Source organism: Bifidobacterium sp. B4142 (genome assembly GCF_026537325.1).
In the GTDB taxonomy this organism is placed as follows: domain Bacteria; phylum Actinomycetota; class Actinomycetes; order Actinomycetales; family Bifidobacteriaceae; genus Bombiscardovia.
Genome location: NZ_JAFNMJ010000001.1, coordinates 274557 through 293720 on the forward strand (window position 1 = coordinate 274557; position 19164 = coordinate 293720).

Here is a 19164-nt window from a genome sequence, read left to right on the forward strand (position 1 = left end):
CCGGTATTGCAACGCCAACTATTAAGCTAACTATCGCACCTGCTATTGTGCCGACTCCGGGAGCGAAGGCGGTACCGACAAGAGTGCCTATATAAGCGCCGGTTGCGGCTCCGCTAATTCCTTCCACTGTGGTGATAGCTCCATGAAAGAGCATCTTGTGTTGCAACATGCTCTCCATAGGCTTCTTTCCGCTCAAAGTAAGTTCCGGAAGCGTCAGCCACTCCGCCGACCAAGCTGCCAAAACTGCTTATCCTCCCAGCTTTGCTTGCAGCTTTTAATATATTTCCGGCTGTTTTAGATGCTGGTGCAACAAGATCACCACCCTCAACGAGTCCACTAATAATAGGAGCATACCAATTCCCTGATAATCCTTCTCCAATGAGGCCTGCGGTCTTCAGCCCCTCAATAAGGACCGGATCGGCTTTCATGAGCTCAGCGATTCCGCTCAGTACTTCAAAACCGGCTGAGAGACCACTGCCGTCCGTGGAAGAGTGGTTCAATGTGCTCAGTTGCATAGCCTTGGCGGTTGCTTCATCAACGCATCCGTCAAGTTCGTTTTTGGTTTTCCTGGCAGCGTCCTTGTATTGTTCCCTGGCCTGGCTGACTTCAAGCTTCAACCGATTGATTTCGGCATTGTCGTCGGCAATTTGCCCTCGGTAACGAATTATGCTCTCGTTTGTCGAATCAATGATACCAAGCAGACGATTGGTATCCAGCGACATGCTGTCCCCGTTGGTTTGCCTGGCCCTCTCCAGATTATCGCTGGTTCTTTTCAGTGACTGCTTCGCCTGGTCGATTTTCTTCCGATTCCTCGCGGTTGAGTCGCGAAGGTTCATTGCCTTTCGGCAATCTCTGTATGCGGTATCTTGGCTCGTGTCGACTACAGACCCCCAGCTTCTTAATGCTTGGTCGATGCTCCCGTAGACCTCTGAAAGGCGTCCGGCAAACTGTGCCACTTGAGAAAGGGACTGTTGGAGCTGTTCTGCTGAATCGCCTTTGGAATCAGGTGCCTTTCCGCAAACGCTGGTTATGGAGTGACTCACTTCCTGCAACGTTTACCGTTCTCGGGAAACTGCGAGGCCAGTGCGTCGATTGTGCTCTTCCCTCCTGGTACAGGGTTCTTTGATAGGTCTAGAGCCGACCAATCCAAATCTGAAGCGCCCATGATGCCGTATCCTTAATAGTGTCATCCCGGTCAATGCAAATATCAAAAAATGTGATTTTTGTTATTTGCGCTTTTTGATTTCAACGCTCAGCTTGTCATCGACATTGCTTGTCTGCATGGTTACCGATTCAATGAACTGATTAAGAACGTGAACAGATTGCTGAAGGTTCAACATATGCTGTTTTAGGTTGTCATTGGCCCGATTCGTACTGTCGGTTACTGAGTCGTCCCCTAATCCGTCTTCACCCTGAACGCTGTCGACGTTAATGGTGTTTACTTCATACTCCCAGTTTTGTCGGCTTGGTTCAAGGTTCTGCACATGTCGCCAAGCTGACCGTAATCCACGGAAAAGTCCGCCATGGTATTCTCCCGTCTCTCCCTTTTATCAAGTATGTCCTATGTGGCCGGTAGCTGAATCAGAGATGAAGGTGGGGGTAGTCGGTTGATTTGGTGACTTCATTAAATGATCGTTCATAGGATTGTTCCTCGGCATTGATGTATCCCATGAACACTTTTTCCGTCACGTCTGGACGGTTGAAGAAAATCGTCTTGGCCGGATAGGTCATGCCATATGGGAATTGTACGGCACCATAGTCAAAGTAACCCGTTGTTCCATTCATGACTGTCAACGGAGCGCGGGCGATGATAACCAGCAGGGTACCTGGGTCCCTTTTGGTCCTCACCACGGATCCCAAAGGAAGAATGGTGTCTTCCGATTTGATGGAGCTCTGATCGGATTGTTTCATTGGGTGCTCTTCTTTGATGGATGGATGAAGGTACATTCCTTCAACTTCTTTAACAACCTATGGTGGCACTACGCAGTACATCACGGTCGTCTCATGTAACACAATACAACATCTTCTCTACGGTGCAAGCGATAACCACGTTCAAGGCAGCAGCGTCATAGTTGGGGAAAGGAATCGATTGTGTTGATTCGTCATGGCCGAGCAGGGAAATTGGCGGAGTGGCACATGTGCATTCACGTAGTACTGACTTCCTCCATTTTGCTGATTCCGTCACTGTTTGCTTGGTCCGCAAAATGTGTATAATAGTTCTTTGGCGTGTTTCGCCCGCGGAACCAGAGCGCTTCGGCATTGGGCCGGTGCACCGCGTAACGGAAAGAAACAGAGGAGGAGCCGTGGCTCTTACGACTGAGCAGAAGCAGGCAATCGTCAAGGAATACGCGACGCACGAGGGCGATACGGGTTCCCCCGAGGTCCAGGTGGCCTTGCTGAGCAAGCGCATCTCCGACCTGACTGAGCACCTCAAGGAGCATCAGCACGACCATCATTCGCGCCGCGGCCTCCTGCTCATGGTCGGCCATCGTCGCCGGTTGCTGGACTACCTTAAGAAGGTGGATATCAACCGCTACCGTTCCTTGGTGGAGCGTCTTGGACTGCGCCACTAATATGCATGCTTTCGCCCGGGCCTAGCGCTCGGGCGCTTTTGCATGACTGAACCAGGCGCCGTCGACCCCGGGATGGGGTTACAGAAGATGGTGCCGAATTGAAATGCAAGGCTGGTTCGCAAGGCATGAAGATAGCCGGACACGGGGTTCGGCAGGGCCAGGCCGAAGTACACGGATCTCCGGCAGTTAAGTGATGCCGAGCATCCTGACATCAGGTAGTAAACAAGCAGTAAACAAAAGGAGGAACCCTATGGAGGGTCCCGAAATCACGGCTGTAGAAGCCACGATCGATAACGGATCATATGGCAAGCGCACGGTGCGCTTCGAGACGGGTCGTCTCGCCCAGCAGGCGGATGGGGCAGTAGCCGCCTATCTTGATGACGATTCCATGGTGCTGTCCACCACCACCGCCGGGTCCAGCCCCAAGGAGAACTACGACTTCTTCCCGCTGACCGTCGATGTGGAAGAGAAGATGTACGCCGCGGGCAAGATCCCCGGGTCCTTCTTCCGCCGCGAGGGCCGACCCTCAAACGAGGCCATTCTGGCCTGTCGGCTGATTGACCGCCCCTTGCGCCCCCTCTTCCCGCACACTCTGCGCAACGAGGTTCAGGTCGTGGAGACCATCCTGGCTGTCAACCCCGAGGATGCCTACGACGTGCTAGCTCTGAACGCGGCATCCGCCTCTACCCTGATTTCAGGTCTGCCCTTCGAGGGTCCGGTTTCGGGTCTGCGCCTTGCCCTGATCGATGGTCAGTGGGTGGCCTTCCCGCGCTGGAGCGAGCGCGAGCGTGCCGTCTTCGAGCTGGTCGTAGCCGGTCGTGTGGTCGATGGCGGGGATGTCGCCATCGCCATGATCGAGGCAGGCGCCGGCAAGAACGCCTGGAGCCTGATCTATGACGAGGGCCAAATCAAGCCCGACGAAGAGGTGGTCGCCCAGGGCCTTGAGGCTGCCAAGCCCTTCATCAAGGTGCTGTGCGAGGCCCAGAGCGAGCTCAAGGCCAAGGCCGCCAAGCCCACCAAGGACTTCCAGCTCTTCCCTGAGTACACCGACGAGCTTTATGCTCGCATCGACCAGGTGGCTCATGCCGACCTGGACCAGGCCCTGTCCATCGCGGAGAAGCTGCCCCGCCAGGATCGCATTCACGAGATCAAAGAGAAGGTCCGCGAGGCCCTGGCTGACGAGTTCACCGACATGGACGAGGCCGAGAAGGACAAGGAGCTGGGCAACGCCTTCAAGGAGCTCCAGCGCCAGATCGTCCGCCGCCGCATCCTGACCCAGGACTACCGCATCGATGGCCGTGGCCTGCGCGACATCCGCACCCTGTCCGCTGAGGTGGACGTGGTGCCCCGAGTGCATGGTTCCGCCCTCTTCCAGCGTGGCGAGACCCAGGTGCTGGGCATCACGACCCTGAATATGCTGAAGATGGAGCAGACCATCGACGCCCTGTCTGGCCCCACCACCAAGCGCTACATGCACAACTACGAGATGCCGCCCTATTCGACCGGCGAGACCGGCCGTGTGGGTTCGCCCAAGCGTCGCGAGGTGGGTCATGGCAACTTGGCCGAGCGCGCCCTGATCCCGGTTCTGCCCAGCCGCGAGGAGTTCCCCTACGCCATCCGTCAGGTCTCTGAGGCCATCGGCTCCAACGGGTCCACCTCCATGGGCTCCGTCTGCGCCTCCACCCTGTCCCTGCTGGCTGCCGGCGTGCCCCTGAGGGCTCCTGTGGCGGGCATCGCCATGGGCCTGGTCACAGGCGAGGTCGACGGTCGGCCCACCTACAAGACCCTGACCGACATTCTGGGTGCCGAGGATGCCTTCGGCGACATGGACTTCAAAGTGGCTGGCACCTCCGAGTTCATCACTTCCCTGCAGCTGGACACCAAGCTGGACGGCATCCCCGCCGACATCCTGGCCGCCGCCCTGCAGCAGGCCAAGGAGGCCCGGGCCACCATCCTCGACGTGATCAACGAGTGCATCGACGGGCCTGCCGAGATGAGCCCCTATGCGCCGCGCATCATCACCACCCAGGTCCCGGTTGACAAGATCGGCGAGGTCATCGGTCCCAAGGGCAAGATGATCAACCAGATCCAGGAGGACACCGGCGCCGACGTCTCCATCGAGGACGACGGCACGGTCTACATCGCCTCCGAGGGCGGCGAGGCTGCAGCCAAGGCCAAGGAGGTCATCGACCAGATCGCCAACCCGCACGTGCCCGAGGCCGGGGAGACCTTCAACGGCAAGGTGGTCAAGATCACCAGCTTCGGCGCCTTCGTCAACCTGACACCGGGCACCGACGGACTTCTGCACATCTCGCAGATTCGCAACCTGGCCAACGGCGAGCGCATTGACTCCGTGGAGGATGTTCTCAAGGAGGGCGACACCGTCGAGGTCATCGTCCAGGGTGTGGATGACCGAGGCAAGATCTCCCTGGCCATCCCCGGCTTCGAGGACCAGGAGTCCGCAGGAGGCCGTGACCGTGGCGGCCGTGGAGACCGTCGTGAGCGCGGCGGCCGTGGTGACCGCGATCGTCGTGATCGCCGCAGTCGTTCCTCCGAGCGCGAGGATCGGTATGAGGCCCCGCGTCGCTCCCGTTCCGAGCGTGATGATCGCTACTACGATGACGAGGACCAGGAGGACCGTCCCCGGCACCGTCGTCAGAGCCGCGACCGCGACTATGAGGATGACGGTGACTGGTTCGAGGACGAGGACCGTGGCTCCCGTCGTGCTCGCCGTCGAGTCTCCCGCGATGATGACGAGGATCGTGGCGGCCGGGGCCGTGGCGAGCGTCGCGGCCGCAGCAGCCGTTCCGAGCGTGATGGCCGCAGTGATCGTGGCGGTCGTCATGAGCGTCGCTCTTCCGGACGTGGCGGCTATCGTGGTCGCAGGGAGAACCCGCGCTATGCGGCCGACGAGCACTACGACGAGTACCGTGCCGACCGGGAGGAGCGTTCCGAGCGTCCCCGTCGTCGGGTGCGCAGGGACTTCGATCCCTTCGACAGTGAGGACTGATTCCCGCTGATGACAGGACCCCGTCTGTTGGACGGGGTCCTGTTTTGTCTGCAGACCCTCCCGTGAGAGAATGGGAAACATGTCCGTATCACTGATTGTGCTTATCGTCATCGTCCTGCTGGTCGTCTGGGGCATCGGGGCTTATAACGGCTTGGTTAATCTGCGTAACCGGGTGGCCAATGGCTGGGCGCAGATCGACGTTCAGCTCAAGCAGCGTGCCGACCTGGTGCCCAATCTGGTCCAGACGGTTAAGGGCTACGCCTCACACGAGTCCACCGTCCTGGAGGAGGTCACCAAAGCCCGCGCTGATGTGGCCCAGGCTCAGACGGCTGGCGGGGACCAGATGCAGGCCCGTGCCGATGCCGAGCAGCGGCTGGGTCGATCCCTGGTCACTCTGATGGCTCGTGCGGAGGCCTACCCTGAGCTCAAGGCCAACCAGAACTTCCTGGACTTGCAGCGTCAACTCAAGGACCTGGAGGACAAGATCGCCTACGCCAGGCAGTTCTACAATGATGTGGTTCAGAAGTTCAACACCCGCATCGAGACGGTCCCCTCAAACATCATCGCATCCCTCTTCCACTTCCGTCAGGCCCAGTACTTCCAAGCCGACGAGGGCAGCCGTCAGGCGCCAGTTGTGGACTTCGGACAGTGAACGCCCCAGCAGCCTCCTCCGGGAAGGCGGCCTCGAATCATCCCTCCTCGGGCCATCCCTCTTGGAGCACCTCACGCTTTCTCGGGGCCTTGGCGCTGGCTCTGGTGGCAGCCTTGGTGACGTGCCTCGCTGTCCTGTATATCTCCAACAGGAATCGTCCCGACCTGGTATACGATTCGGTGGATTATGATGTCCAGGTCCTGAATAATGGGGATTTGCGTATCAGTCAGACCCTGACTGTCACCATGAATTCCCGCGAGGACGACCACGGCAAGAAACGCCCTTGGCGGGAGCTCTACCACCGCTATCAGATCAAGCCTGACCGGTTGACCGGCATAAGCGACGTAAGCGTGACTGACCTGACTAATGGCTCCACATATAGGCAGACTAACCCGCTAAAGTATCCTGATGATGTCAGGTACATTCACGACTGGGACAAGAACTGGGCTGGCACCTGGTATATGGGCATAGTCTCGGACTCAGAATTGGAATCCTACGAGCCGGGCGACCCGAACCAGGGGTCCGCCTGCGGCGATCAAGGGAACCAGTGCCAGGTGGAGCTGGGCTGGAACATTCCGCAGACTGCCAAGGATTCAGGACGGCGCTTCCGCATCGACATGACCTTCCACGGGGTCACCACTGCCCATCCCGATGTGGCCGAATTCCAATGGGAGCCCGTGGGCGACACCAACCAGATTCCCGTTGAGCATATGAGCGCCAATGTCAAGCTGCCCAAGCAGACAGGAACGGAGAAGGACAAGGACGCGAAGGCCTGGCTGCACTTCGTTGGCAGGGGTTCCTACGATGTGGTAGATGACAGCCGTATCCGATTCTCCGCAGACCACATCGAGCCGGGCCAGCATCTGGATTTGGTGGTGCTCTTCGATGCGGGGAGGACTTCCTCGGTGGTCAGGATCGATTCCCGACCGGCGCGTGTCCGTATTGTCGATCAGGAACGCCAGCAGTATGATCGCTGGCACGCTGAGCAGACCAGACGGGCGCGGATCGGACTCTTGACGGGCGTCTTGGTGCTCTTGGCTGCTATCGCGCTGATTGCAGTAATGCTTTGCCATGCCTTCCGCAATTATGGAGACTCCCAGTACCAAGGCGATATCATCTACTACCGTCAGCCTCCTGATCTGTCACCCGCCGTGGCCGCCGTTATCAACGATGTGATGCTGACCCGAGAATCCCCTATTGACAGGCAATTGTCAGCAACCATTCTCTCCCTGGCCTCCAAGCGGGCCATCGCTCTTGTTCCCGTCAAGTATGAGGACCGGGCGAGTTTCTGCGAAGGATCCGTGACCACCCAGGTGAGGCGCTTGCTGCTCAAAGGCAAACAGCAGTCCATGGAGGTGGTCATCAATCCGGTCTGCAGCAAGGATCGAGCATCCCTGGCCCTGTCCTCAAGCGAGGAAGCCTGCCTGAGCATGCTGGAAGGTGCCTCCACTCTGATTGGCTCCGAGAATGAACGCTTCGACCTGTATGAGATGATTGCGCTCTTCGCCAAGACTGAATCCGATAATGGCAGGGCCTACCTGGATGCTTTCTACCAGGCTGTCGAGTATGAGACCGACAATGCCGACCTGCGCGCCTATCGTCATAATGTAGGAATCTTTGCCTTCCTGGCTGTGCTCTTGGCTGCTTTCATTCTGTTGGCCGGATTCCTGCCGGGCACCGTACTGGTACGTGCGCCCTTGGCCATGCTTCTGGTGGCTGTGGTGACATTCTCCTTGCGCTATAACTGTTGGCGGGTGCTGAGCAGGAATGGACAGCCCATGGCCGGGCAGGTGTCGGGACTTCGGCGCTATCTGCTTGACTTCAGCGATTTTAGCCACCGTGGTGTGGAGGATCTGGTGCTCTGGGACCGTTACCTGGTTTACGCTACGGCCTTCGGCATAAGCGACCGGGTCGTCACTCAGCTGGCACAGGCCAGCCCTGAACTGACCGACTCCGACTGGCTGAATGACAATGCGCGCGGCAGCCTGCTCTACTGGACCTTCCTGCCTTACAGCCAGGATGTTGCGGCGGCTTCCTCCCTGAGTGACCCTGAAGCATTGGCTGTCAATTCAGCGCTCGGCCAAGGTGGCGTGATTGATTTGGGTACTCAATTGACCCAGGGACTCGACCAGATTGGCGGCCTGATTGGCATGGCCAGCGGCAACGGCTCTGGCAGTGTTATTGGTGGGTTTGGCGACGGCGGTGGCTCCTTCGGCGGTTCCGGTGGTGGTTCCGGTGGTGGTTCCTTCGGCGGCCGCTGAGACCGGGCCGCCAGTTAAGCTCGATGGGAGGCCGGCGGTGTCGAAGCCGGCCTCAATCTACAAGACGGGAGTACATGCATGACATCGTCGATGCGGGCCTTGGGGCCCTTTACTGCGACAGCGGTCGGACTGGGCTGCATGGGATTGTCCATCGAGGGCAAGCCGGACCAGGCAACGGCCATCGACGTCATCCACCAGGCCCTGGATGCCGGTTGTCGACATCTGGATACCGCCTGGTCATACTACGAATCGGGCGGCCCCGAACAGACCAACGAGCGACTGGTTCGCCAGGCTTTGGACTCCTGGAAGGGCCCCCGTCAGGACGTGCTGGTGGCCACCAAGGTTGGGCACTACCGCAACTTCACCGACGGACGGCCCACCTGGGCTGTGGACGGTCGGCCGGAGAGCCTGATCCGGCACGCCAAGGAGTCCGCTCAGGCCCTGGGCGTGGACACCATTGACTTGCTCTATATGCACCGCCCTGACCCGCAGGTGCCCTACCAGGAGTCTCTGGAGGCCATGGCTGAGCTGGCCAAGCAGGGCGTGGCCCGGACCCTGGGTGTCTCCAACGTAGATATTGAGCGGATGGACCTGGCTCGCAAGATTCTGGGCGATGACCTCGTAGCCGTGCAGAATCAGTTCTCGCCTACCTTCACCAGTTCCCGCCAGGAGCTGGACCATGCGGCCGAACTGGGTCTGGCCTTCGTCTGCTGGAGCCCCCTGGGAGGGTTCCGAGCGCCCAAGGACGAAACCCGTTATGATGCCTTCCGGCAGGTGGCTCAGGAGCGCGGCGTCTCCCACCAGCGCGTGGTCCTGGCCTGGGAACTGTCCCAGAACAGCAACATCTTTGTGGTTCCCGGGGCTCACAGGGCGGCCACCATTCTGGATTCCCTACAGGCGGCTGACATGGAACTGAGCGAGGACGAGATGGACCGCCTGAACCGGGCGGCGACTGCATGAGTCCCAAGCCTGAACCAAGAGAGCAGGGCAGCCAGAGCGCTCAGGGCCAAGCCTGGGATCGGGAACGGACCCTACTGGACAGCAGTCCCCTGTCGCCACTGGACGATCAGGGCCGGCCGATCCCAGTCACCATTCCCATTGCCTTAGCGCCTGGGATCAAAGTGGTCTACACCACCAGGCTGGGCGGGGTCTCCTCGGGCGATTATGCCCAGCTGAATCTCGGCGGCAAGGGGGGCGACGACCCACAGGCGGTGGCTGCCAACCGTCAGGCCCTGCGCCGCCAGCTGGACCGTCCCATGGTCCTGGTGGATCAGGTTCACTCAGCCAGGGTCTGGGACGCTGACCAGGGTCAGCCCCAAGGGCGCTGCGAGGCCGATGCGCAGGTGACCACCCGTCGTGACCTGGCCCTGGGCATCTTCGCGGCCGATTGCCTCCCTGTGCTGCTGACCGACCCCCAGGCCGGCGTGACGGGTGCGGCACATTGCGGTCGTCGTGGTTTGGTGGCTGGCGTCATTCCAGCCACAGTCCAGGCTATGGCCGACAAGGGCGCCAACCCCTCCAGGATCGTGGCAACGCTGGGGCCTCGGATCTGCTCAGACTGCTATCAGGTGTGTTCGAACCTGGCTGATGACTTCGAGAAGCGCTTCCCTGGCGCACCCGGACCATGCCGATTCGGCGGAATCGCCATCGACATCGCCGCTGCAGCCAGAATGGAACTGAAGGCGGCAGGAGTGACCCGTATCGTTGACTCCACCCCGCGGGTCGCTGCCGCCACCAGTTACCTTTGCCAGGATCCGGATCTGGAAGAGCTCTGCAGCCATGACAATGAGGGCCCCTCCCTGTCGAGGCGTCTTGAGGACCTGCGCCGACCCTTGTGCACCCTGGAGAATCCGCTCTGGTACTCCCACCGCCGGGCCTCGCTGGCCAGCAAGGCGGGGGAGGGGCGCATGCTGGCCCTTATTCTGGCCGACGACTGATGCAGTATATTGATTGATTGGCTTCTGACAGCTGGAGCAGGCCTCGGGTGCAGATGTTCGGTGCAGATAGCACCGGGTCTGCGCCCCTTCCTGTCCTGGCGTGAGTACCGTTGAGTTTATGAGTGAGAGCAGAGCATCAGCAGCCCCGTCCGAGGTCAGTCAGGATAACGCCGAGCCAGAGGAGCAGATTCAGCCAGTTGTGGCGGTGATTCTGGCGGCCGGGCTGGGCCTTCGATTTGACGAGAGCAACCCCAAGCAGCTGGTGCAGGTGGGCGGCAAACCCATCATCACCTGGTCAATTGACGCCTTCCAGTTCAATGCCCGCGTCACCGACATTCTGGTCGTGGTCAACGATCGGGTGCGGGAGGCTGTCGAGGCCATCGTGGGCGATGACACCTACGACAAGGTCCGCATGGTCATTCAGGGCGGCATCGAGCGCATGGACAGCACCGAGGCGGCCCTGCAGACCCTGGCCGAAGCGGAGATCCCCCAGGATGCCAAGCTGCTCATCCACGATGCCGTACGCCCCTTCGTCAGCCAGGAGTCCATCAATGGCTGCATCGATGCCCTGGATACTTTCAACGCCGCAACCGTGGCCGTGGCCTCGACCGACACCATGCTGATGGCCGGGGATCTGGGGGATCGCAAGGTGGTCCGTCAGGTGCCCGACCGAGACAACATATTCCGGGCCCAGACCCCGCAGGCCTTCCGCTTCGGCACCCTCCGCAAGGCCTATGACCTGGCTGCCGCAGACCCCGACTTCCATCCCACCGACGACACCCGGGTGGTGGTGGATCGCCTGCCCGAGGAGCCGGTGGCCATCGTGGCCGGCAGTGTGACCAACATGAAGATCACCCTGCCCTCGGACGTGCCCATGGCTGAATGGATAGCGCGCTCCCTGGCCGGGTGAAGCCCTGTGTACCATGGGGCACATGGAGCAGATCAAGGTCATCGTCGCCGGATACGATCATTACGAGGGTGTTGATGTCAACCCCTCCTATCAGGTCTCACAGGCTCTGGCCGAGCATGGCATGGAAGGCATGCGGCCAGTCGGCCCCACCGAGGAGGATCCTCTGGAGGGCGTGGATCTGGCTATTTCCTCCGTCACCATGCCTGTCAGCTTCGCCAAGGCCTGGCCCATACTGCATGAGGCCATAGAGCGTGTGCGTCCGGATATCATCATCGCCACAGGGCTCAAGCGTCGGGCTCGCGGCATCGCCATGGAGCGCTGCGCCGTCAACCTCAAGGAGGACGACGCTGACGATCGTGAAAACCTGGGGGAGCAGGAGTCTCGAGATGCCGTCCGTCATGCCAACCGCCAGCCCATCGACTCCCAGGGCCCGGCCGCCTACTGGACCCGACTGCCGCTGAGGGCCATCCTGCACGACTTCGGCACCTGCGGAATTCCTGCCACGCTGAGCTCGGACGCGGGCACCTATGTCTGCAACGCGCTCTTCTACAACCTGCTGGCTTGGGCAGCAGGACACAAGGATGTTTTGGCCGGATTCGTCAGCCTTCCCCTGGTCGACGAAAGCGGCGGTCAGGAGTGCGGCCTGCCCCTGGATCAGCAGATAGAGGCTGTGCGCGAGGTGGTCAATGAGACCATTCGCTACTATCGCAGGCCCTCCTCCAGCCCCATTCTTATTGCCTGAGACCCGTATGTAAGGCCAATGTGTCGGCGGCAGGTCAGACGGCGACTTTTGGTCGGTCATGGGGTAGAGTCGAGGTAAATCCACCGGACCGAAGACATCTTTGTCACGGCCCGGCATGTCCTGGTGGCGAAGAGGAGTGTTTCCATGGCCGAAGATCAGTTTCCCGTTGTCCTGCGAGGCTATGACAAGGAGCGGGTCGACCAGGCCTTGGCGGCCTCGCGGAGCAATCTAGCCCGGCTGCGTCAGCAGATCAAGGCCGATGACGATCGCATTCTGAAGCTGGAGGCGGAACTCCAGGAGGTCAAGTCCCGCAAGCCCGAACAGCCGCGCAATTCTTTCGCTTCCCTGGGGGCCAACGCCCAGCAGCTGCTGGCCTCGGCCGAGCAGACCAGCACCGAGCTGCTCAACCGCGCCAAGCAGGATGCGGCATCCACCAAGACCTCCGCCCAGGAGAAGGCGACGACCCTGGTCAACAAGGCTCAGCTTGAAGCCAAGCACATCGTGGACGAGGCCAACGCCAAGGCCAAGTCCATCGTCGAGGCCGCCAACGACGAAGCCAGGACCGTCACCACCACCGCCAAGCAGCAGAGCGAACAGAACAAGGCCGCAGTCGATAAGGTCGTGGCCGAACGCCGTCAGGCCCTGGATCTGGAGCTGCAGAACTCACGCGAGGAGCATGAGAAGCGGCTGGCCACCAGCAAGGCCACCCAGGACAAGGAACTGTCCGAACAGAAGGCCAAGGCCGCCAAGGAGATTGCTGACAAGCGGCGCAAGAGTGACGAGGAGATCGCCAAGCTCAAGAAAGAGGCCAACGATCAGATCCAGAAGGCCCTGGCCGAGGCCAACAAGAAGCTGGCCGACGTGCGTGAGCAGGTCTCCAAGAGCCTGAATGACGCCCGGCGGCAGGCTTCGGAAATCACCGACAAAGCCAAGTCCGAGGCCCAGCAGATCGTGGACGAGTCCAAGGTCACCAGCGCCGAGACCATGGCCAAGGTCAACGCCGAGGCCGAGCAGGTCCGCTCCGACATTGCCGCCCAGCAGGAGGATGCCACCAAGAAGGTGGGCGAGCTGCTCAAGAACCTGGAGGATCGGCGGGTCAAGACCGAGAAGGAGACCCAGGAGCTGATTGAACAGGCCAAGGCCACCCGCAAGGATGCCGATTCGTTCGCCTCCTTCAAGCGGGAGGAGTCCGAGCGCAAGGCCAACCAGTTGCTGGAGGAGGCCAAGCAGCGCGCCCAAACCGAGATCGAGGACCAGCGCAAGGCCGCCCAATCCGAGCTTGACGGGCTCAAGGACCACATCGCCAAGCTGCAGCACCGGGAGGCCACCATTACCTCTCGGGTCGACGAGCTGCGGAACATCTTCTCCAAGTCCTTCGGCAATTTCGACGGCTTCCATGATGAGGCTGTGATCAATGACCAGGACGAGGGGCAGGCGCCCAGCGTGCCAGTGGTCAACGCTGTACCTGCTGCGGATCCGCTGCCGGCCCCTGCTTCGTCGGCTTCGGCGACATCCTCGGAGGCTGAAGGCGAGGATCAGGCCGTCGATCAGCCCCTTGCCGATGCCCAGGCAGACGCCCCTCAGATACCGGTCGATCCGGTTCCAGCCAGCCAACCGACCGATGGCGTGGCCACTGATTCCACCAGTAATTCCGAGGATGATGCCAACGTAGCTGCGTCTGTCAGGTCCTCAGCCAATATGCCTACTCAGGTTCTGCCCTCTCCGGCGCCGAGCGCCCTTCCCGATGCATCCGCCCAGGCCGATGACGCGCCGGCCCAGGATGAGGCCGGACAGGTGGAGAAGGCAGTCACCGATCAGGAAACTACGGTTATTCCGCCCATCAACGACGACGCTACCCCGACCGATCGGGACTGATCAGCAAAGGACATTGTTCCTTGGGGCCGGATCGCAGGCATGGTCTGCGATCCGGCCCTGTTGTTCTGCCTTGCTTGGAAGTTGGGTAGCCGTCAATCTCGGCCAGAACCCCTGCTGAGGCCTAGAGTCGATAGTGAAGAGGTGCAGGCCAAGGGTCACGGGGTTGGGAGAGCGTCATGCAGCAATCACGGCACGCGTCATCACATGTGTCTGGCACGGGGTCGTCCGGGTCGGCTGCGGCTTCTCGCCCATGGAGCGCCCAGGTGCGCCGTGGAGTGGACCTGCAATCCCTCTATGCCCTGGTGTATCTGGTGGTGGCCAACCTGATCGCAGGGGTTCTGAATCTGCCCTCGGTGGCTGCGGCCCTGGGCATTGCCCGTCAGCCAGGGCTGGGGGATCTGCTGGGCGATCTGGTCATGCTGGTCTTTCTCTTCGGCACCCGCGGCCAGGATCTGCTCGGGCGCGGTTCCAACCCTGTGCAGTACAAGGCGCAGACCAATCCTGGTCCGGCCGTGCTGATCGGGGCCATCCTGCTGATCATGCTGGCCAGCAGCATCGAGACCGGCTTCACCTGGGTGGTCAACCAGGGATCACAGGCCCTGGGGCTGGTCTACCACTCCACCACCTCCCAGATCGCGGCGGGCCAGCATGGGTTCCTGTCGCCCCTGGATACGGCCATCCTGGTCCCCGTCGTCGAGGAGTTCCTGCTACGCGGCGTGGTCATGGGCAGGCTCAAGCCCTACGGACGAACCTTCGCCATCATCACCTCCTCCTTTATCTTCGCCTGCCTGCACGGAGACATCACCCAGAGCCTGTTCACCTTCCTGCTGGGTCTGGTTTTGGGTGTCATCGCCATGGAATACTCCATCCTCTGGTCCATGGCCCTGCATATCTTCAACAACCTGGTTTTGGCTGACGCCATGATGTGGCTTACCCAGACGGTGCCGGCCCGCACCGGCATGATGATCAACCAGGGGATGACCCTTCTGGGCTTGGTTGGGGGACTGGTCGTCCTTTGGCTGATTCGTGGACAGCTGGCAGACCGCCTGCGCGCCAATCGCTCACGCCCCGGAACCTACAAGGGCTGGATCTCCCTTGGGCTGGCTGTCCTGGTGGTCCTGGCAGTGGTCAATGCAGCCCAGCGCTTCTCCCTGGCCTGACAGGTACAGTTGTCCACATCCTCCGCCAGACGAACCCTCAATGACCGATTCCCGCTATGCTGGATGCAGGGATGCAGATACATCCGCATGAAAGGAAACAAGGACAGACCGTATGACATCAGCACTGACACCACTGGATCAGAACCGCTTGGAGGACCTGCGGACCGCCTTCGATGAGCGCGAGGCCAACCATGTCGCCATGAACGCCGTCACTCAGGTAGGCATTGACGAGGTGGCCCACAACTATAATCGCTCCCGCCTGCTTCAGCACCGATTTTCGGTCAGCATCGACAATGGCACGGTCACCTCGCAGGCGCACTCCGGCCGTTGCTGGCTCTTCAGCTCGCTGAATGTAGCCCGGTTCGTGGCCCGCAAGGCTCTGAACATTGATGGCGAAAGCACAGCCAACCCCATGGGCGACTTCGAGCTGTCCCAGAACTATGCCATGTACTATGACAAACTTGAGCGCGTCAACTACTTCCTGCGGGATGTGGCGGTTCTGGTGCGGGCCGGCGAGTCTGTCGACTCCCAGCTCATGCGCTTCCTGATGGGCGATGTCATGGGCGATGGCGGCCAGTGGATCATGGCCATGAACATCTATAAGAAGTACGGCGCAGTGCCCAAGCAGTTCTATCCCGAGACAGCCTCCTCCCAGAACACCAGCCAGATGAATGATCAGCTGCGTCGCCTGCTCCATCAGGCCACGGCTCACATGGTGGCCAACCCGGACGGGATCGACGGGATCATCGACCGGACCCTGGAGGCCGGTCACCGTATCCTGACCATTCATCTGGGCACTCCGCCCACCAGCTTCGACTGGGAGTGGACCGACAAGGATGGCGTCTTCCACCGGGATGGGCGGATCACCCCGCAGGAGTTCTGGAAACGCTACGTGAATGCCGGGCTTGAGGACTATGTCTGCCTGGTCGACGATCCGCGCCCCGAGCACCCCAAGGGCCGCAAGATTGGCATCGAGCACCTGGGCAACGTGGCTGGCGGCGATCCCACCGAGTACCTGAACGTTCCGGTGGAGGTCATGAAGGACTGTGCTCGTCGTCTGATGAGCGAGCATGGTCTGCCGGTCTGGTTCGGCGCCGACTGCCACCCCATGATGGACCGCAAGGCCGGTCAGTGGGCCACCGACCTGTTCGAGTACGGCCGGGTTTATGGTGTGGACTTTGACATGGACAAGGAGCAGCGGGTGCGCTTCGGCGATTCGGCCCAGAACCATGCCATGGCATTCGTGGGCGTAGATGTGGCCGATGACGGCCGGACCACCAACCGCTGGCGGGTGGAGAACTCCTGGGGCGGGGACATTGCCAACAAGGGCTACTTCATTATGAGCGACGACTGGTTCAGTCAGTATGTCTATGAGGTGGCCGTGCCCAAGTCCATGCTGTCCGAGGAGTATCACCAGGCCTTCGATCAAGAGGCCATCATGCTGCCCGCCTGGGATCCCATGGGTGCCCTAGCCTGATCAACGTCATCAATTTATCCATCTAATTGTTCGTTTCCGTGGTCTGCATGGATCGCGGGAACGAACCGTCCGCATTGGTCCGGATGCGGGCGGTCATAAGGAATTCGGGCAAGATCGTCGCAGTACGACAGAGAGGAGAGCGACCGTGGCATTCGTCAAGGAACCGGATATCATCCCGGAAGAGGAGCGGCAGTATTTTGCCGATACGGCCGTCTTTCCCGAAACAGTGGACGTCAACATTCGTCAGCTGGATCCCATCCCGGCACCCAGGGTCTTTCTGCGCTCGCGGCCCCTGGATTCGAAGCGTATGGAGCTGGTTCGGGACTCCCGCCAGGCCATTCGCGATGTATTGCATGGGCGGGACGACAGGCTGCTGGTCATCGCCGGCCCCTGCTCCATCCACGATCCGGAGGCTGCTCTGGAGTACGCCCGTCGTCTGTCGGCCGTCAATGAGCGGTTGAAGGATCGGCTGCTGATCGTCATGCGGGTCTACTTCGAAAAGCCCAGGACCACGGTCGGCTGGAAGGGCCTGATCAACGACCCTGACCTGGATGGAACGTTCAACATTCGCAAGGGGATTCGCCTGGCCCGTCAGATCCTCTGGCAGGTCTTGGGTCAGGGGATTCCGGCTGCCACAGAATGGCTGGATCCCATCACCCCGCAGTATCTTTCTGATGAAGTCAGCTGGGGGGCCATAGGCGCTCGGAACACGGAGAGCCAGGTCCATAGAGAGCTGGCCAGCGGCATGTCCATGCCCATGGGCTTCAAGAACTCGACCGAGGGCAGCGTAGAGGCTGCAGTCGATTCCTGCTTGGCAGCGGCATCCGAGCATCACTTCCTGTCCATCAACCTGGATGGCCATGTCATCGCTGCCGAGACCAGGGGCAACCCTGATTGCCATATTATTCTGCGCGGTTCCAGTCATGGACCCAATTACGATCCGGAATCCGTCCGGTCCGCCCTGAAGTTCATGCATCAGGCGCCGCTGGGTCCTGGTGCCTGCCGAGGTCTGATTGTGGACGCAGCCCATGGCAACTGCGGCAAGGACCCCGTACGTGAGGCCCAGGTGGTCGAGGAGTTGGCAGACCGTCTCGCCAAGGGCGAGCAGGGCCTGTCGGGCATCATGATGGAGAGTTTCCTTAAGGGCGGTCACCAGAAGCCGGCCCCACTGGATCAGCTGGTCTTCGGCCGGTCCGTCACTGATGCCTGCATTGCCTGGGACAGGACCGAGGAGCTGCTGCAGATCCTGGCCGAAGCCGTACAAGCCCGTCGGGAAAGGATGAAGGCATGAGTGGGATGGATGAGCCACAGGAGCGCCTGCCCCGACCCAGCAAGGCCTACGAGGTTGAACTGGTGCACAAGGCGCTGGCTGCCGGTGTCAACCCCCTGCAGTCGGGGAACCTGCCCAGGTGGGAGGACGAGGTAGGCGTAGGACGGATCGTCAACAGGCGGGTCTTTGAGCTTGACCGCCTGCCTTCCCCTGCGCAGATGCTGACCCGATACCCCTTGGATGGACCGGCCAAGGATCTGGTCATCCGCTCCCGGCAGGAAGTCGTGGACTGCCTGCATGGGCGGGACGACAGGCTGCTGGTCATTGTGGGCCCCTGTTCCATCCATGACCCGGAGGCTGCTCTGGACTATGCCCGTCGTCTGTCGGCCGTCAATGAGCGGTTGAAGGATCGGCTGCTGATTGTCATGCGGGTCTACTTCGAAAAGCCCAGGACCACGGTCGGCTGGAAGGGCCTGATCAACGACCCCGACCTGGACGGCAGCCACAACATCCAGAAAGGTCTGGTTCTGGCACGGCGCATTCTGCTGGGTGTGCTGGAGGCCGGGCTTCCAGCGGCCACGGAATTCCTTGAGCCCACATCGCCCCAGTACATTTCTGATGCGGTCAGCTGGGGGGCCATTGGCGCTCGGAACACGGAGAGCCAGGTCCATCGGCAGCTGGCCAGCGGCATGTCTATGCCCATCGGCTTCAAGAACGCCACGGACGGCAGCGTGGATGTGGCCATTGACTCCTGCTACGCGGCCTCTCAACGTCACACCTTCTTCGGCATAGACCACGAGGGCCAGGCCGCAGCTGTCGCTACCATGGGCAATCCCGACTGCCATTTGGTGCTTCGTGGCTCCAAGTCCGGCCCCAACTACGATCAGGCCTCGGTGCGGGCGGCCCTTGCCGTGCTTCGCCAGCGCATGCACAAGGACAGCGCGGCTGCCCACGGGCTGCTCATCGATGCCTCCCACGGGAATTCCGGCAAGGACGAGCGGCGTCAGATCCAGGTCGTCCATGAGTTGGCCCAGCGGATAGGCGAGGGCGAGGAGGGCTTTACCGGACTGATGATGGAGAGTTTCATACGTGGCGGCAATCAGAAGCCGGCCCCGCTGGACCAACTGGTTTATGGATGTTCGATTACTGACCGCTGTATCTCCTGGCCCGATACTCAGGATCTGCTGGAGGAGCTGGCACAGGCAGTGGACCGTCGTCGCAGCACGGCTCGTTGACATATGGCCTGCAGTAGGCTGGTCGGGCCGCAGTCGCGGGTGAAATCATAGATAAGGAGTCA

15 protein-coding genes are annotated in these 19164 nt (G+C 60.8%); 13 read left to right on the forward strand and 2 right to left on the reverse strand.

From position 1 onward, the window contains the following. Positions 1 to 113 precede the first annotated feature (113 nt). Positions 114 to 722, reverse strand: coding sequence for a hypothetical protein (locus J3U06_RS01125; RefSeq protein WP_267444070.1), 609 nt, complete (start codon positions 720 to 722; stop codon positions 114 to 116). An 859-nt stretch (positions 723 to 1581) separates the two neighbouring features. Next, the gene (locus J3U06_RS01130; protein ID WP_267444071.1) at positions 1582 to 1911 is read right to left on the reverse strand and encodes a DUF4176 domain-containing protein; all 330 of its coding nucleotides are present in this window, start codon (positions 1909 to 1911) and stop codon (positions 1582 to 1584) included. A 392-nt stretch (positions 1912 to 2303) separates the two neighbouring features. Here J3U06_RS01130 and rpsO point away from each other — a divergent pair, with 392 nt between their 5' ends. The 13 genes from rpsO to J3U06_RS01195 all read left to right on the forward strand — a co-directional run bounded on the left by rpsO (position 2304) and on the right by J3U06_RS01195 (position 19102). After that, complete coding sequence (gene rpsO / locus J3U06_RS01135; RefSeq protein WP_220236320.1) at positions 2304 to 2573, forward strand: 30S ribosomal protein S15; 270 nt, start codon at positions 2304 to 2306, stop codon at positions 2571 to 2573. Between the two features lie 250 nt (positions 2574 to 2823). Continuing rightward, entirely contained in the window at positions 2824 to 5583 is a 2760-nt protein-coding gene (locus J3U06_RS01140) for a polyribonucleotide nucleotidyltransferase (RefSeq protein ID WP_267444072.1), read from the forward strand. A 79-nt stretch (positions 5584 to 5662) separates the two neighbouring features. After that, positions 5663 to 6235 carry a LemA family protein gene (locus J3U06_RS01145; RefSeq protein WP_267444073.1) on the forward strand — a complete coding sequence of 191 codons (573 nt, stop codon included), beginning with the start codon at positions 5663 to 5665 and terminating at the stop codon, positions 6233 to 6235. After that, positions 6232 to 8496, forward strand: a complete 2265-nt coding sequence (locus J3U06_RS01150; RefSeq protein WP_267444074.1) for a DUF2207 domain-containing protein — start codon at positions 6232 to 6234, stop codon at positions 8494 to 8496. Before J3U06_RS01145 ends, J3U06_RS01150 begins: the two co-directional genes overlap by 4 nt. 78 nt (positions 8497 to 8574) lie before the next feature. Continuing rightward, the gene (locus J3U06_RS01155; RefSeq protein ID WP_267399355.1) at positions 8575 to 9456 is read left to right on the forward strand and encodes an aldo/keto reductase; all 882 of its coding nucleotides are present in this window, start codon (positions 8575 to 8577) and stop codon (positions 9454 to 9456) included. After that, entirely contained in the window at positions 9453 to 10433 is a 981-nt protein-coding gene (locus tag J3U06_RS01160) for a polyphenol oxidase family protein (protein WP_267399357.1), read from the forward strand. The genes J3U06_RS01155 and J3U06_RS01160 overlap by 4 nt, the downstream gene beginning before the upstream one ends. Before the next feature lie 118 nt (positions 10434 to 10551). Further along, a complete protein-coding gene (locus J3U06_RS01165) occupies positions 10552 to 11343 on the forward strand; it encodes an IspD/TarI family cytidylyltransferase (RefSeq protein ID WP_267399358.1) in 792 nt (263 codons plus the stop codon). A gap of 22 nt (positions 11344 to 11365) precedes the next feature. Then, on the forward strand, positions 11366 to 12085 hold the full coding sequence (locus tag J3U06_RS01170) for a pyroglutamyl-peptidase I (RefSeq protein WP_267444075.1): 720 nt from the start codon (positions 11366 to 11368) through the stop codon (positions 12083 to 12085). A 144-nt stretch (positions 12086 to 12229) separates the two neighbouring features. After that, the gene (locus J3U06_RS01175; RefSeq protein WP_267444076.1) at positions 12230 to 13960 is read left to right on the forward strand and encodes a cell division protein; all 1731 of its coding nucleotides are present in this window, start codon (positions 12230 to 12232) and stop codon (positions 13958 to 13960) included. A gap of 176 nt (positions 13961 to 14136) precedes the next feature. Next, the gene (locus J3U06_RS01180) at positions 14137 to 15120 is read left to right on the forward strand and encodes a CPBP family intramembrane glutamic endopeptidase (RefSeq protein WP_267444077.1); all 984 of its coding nucleotides are present in this window, start codon (positions 14137 to 14139) and stop codon (positions 15118 to 15120) included. Positions 15121 to 15232: 112 nt separating this feature from the next. After that, positions 15233 to 16597 carry a C1 family peptidase gene (locus J3U06_RS01185; RefSeq protein WP_267444078.1) on the forward strand — a complete coding sequence of 455 codons (1365 nt, stop codon included), beginning with the start codon at positions 15233 to 15235 and terminating at the stop codon, positions 16595 to 16597. Between the two features lie 145 nt (positions 16598 to 16742). Continuing rightward, the gene (locus J3U06_RS01190; protein WP_267444079.1) at positions 16743 to 17888 is read left to right on the forward strand and encodes a 3-deoxy-7-phosphoheptulonate synthase; all 1146 of its coding nucleotides are present in this window, start codon (positions 16743 to 16745) and stop codon (positions 17886 to 17888) included. A 74-nt stretch (positions 17889 to 17962) separates the two neighbouring features. Next, positions 17963 to 19102, forward strand: coding sequence for a 3-deoxy-7-phosphoheptulonate synthase (locus J3U06_RS01195; protein WP_416378924.1), 1140 nt, complete (start codon positions 17963 to 17965; stop codon positions 19100 to 19102). The last annotated feature ends 62 nt before the right edge of the window (positions 19103 to 19164 follow it).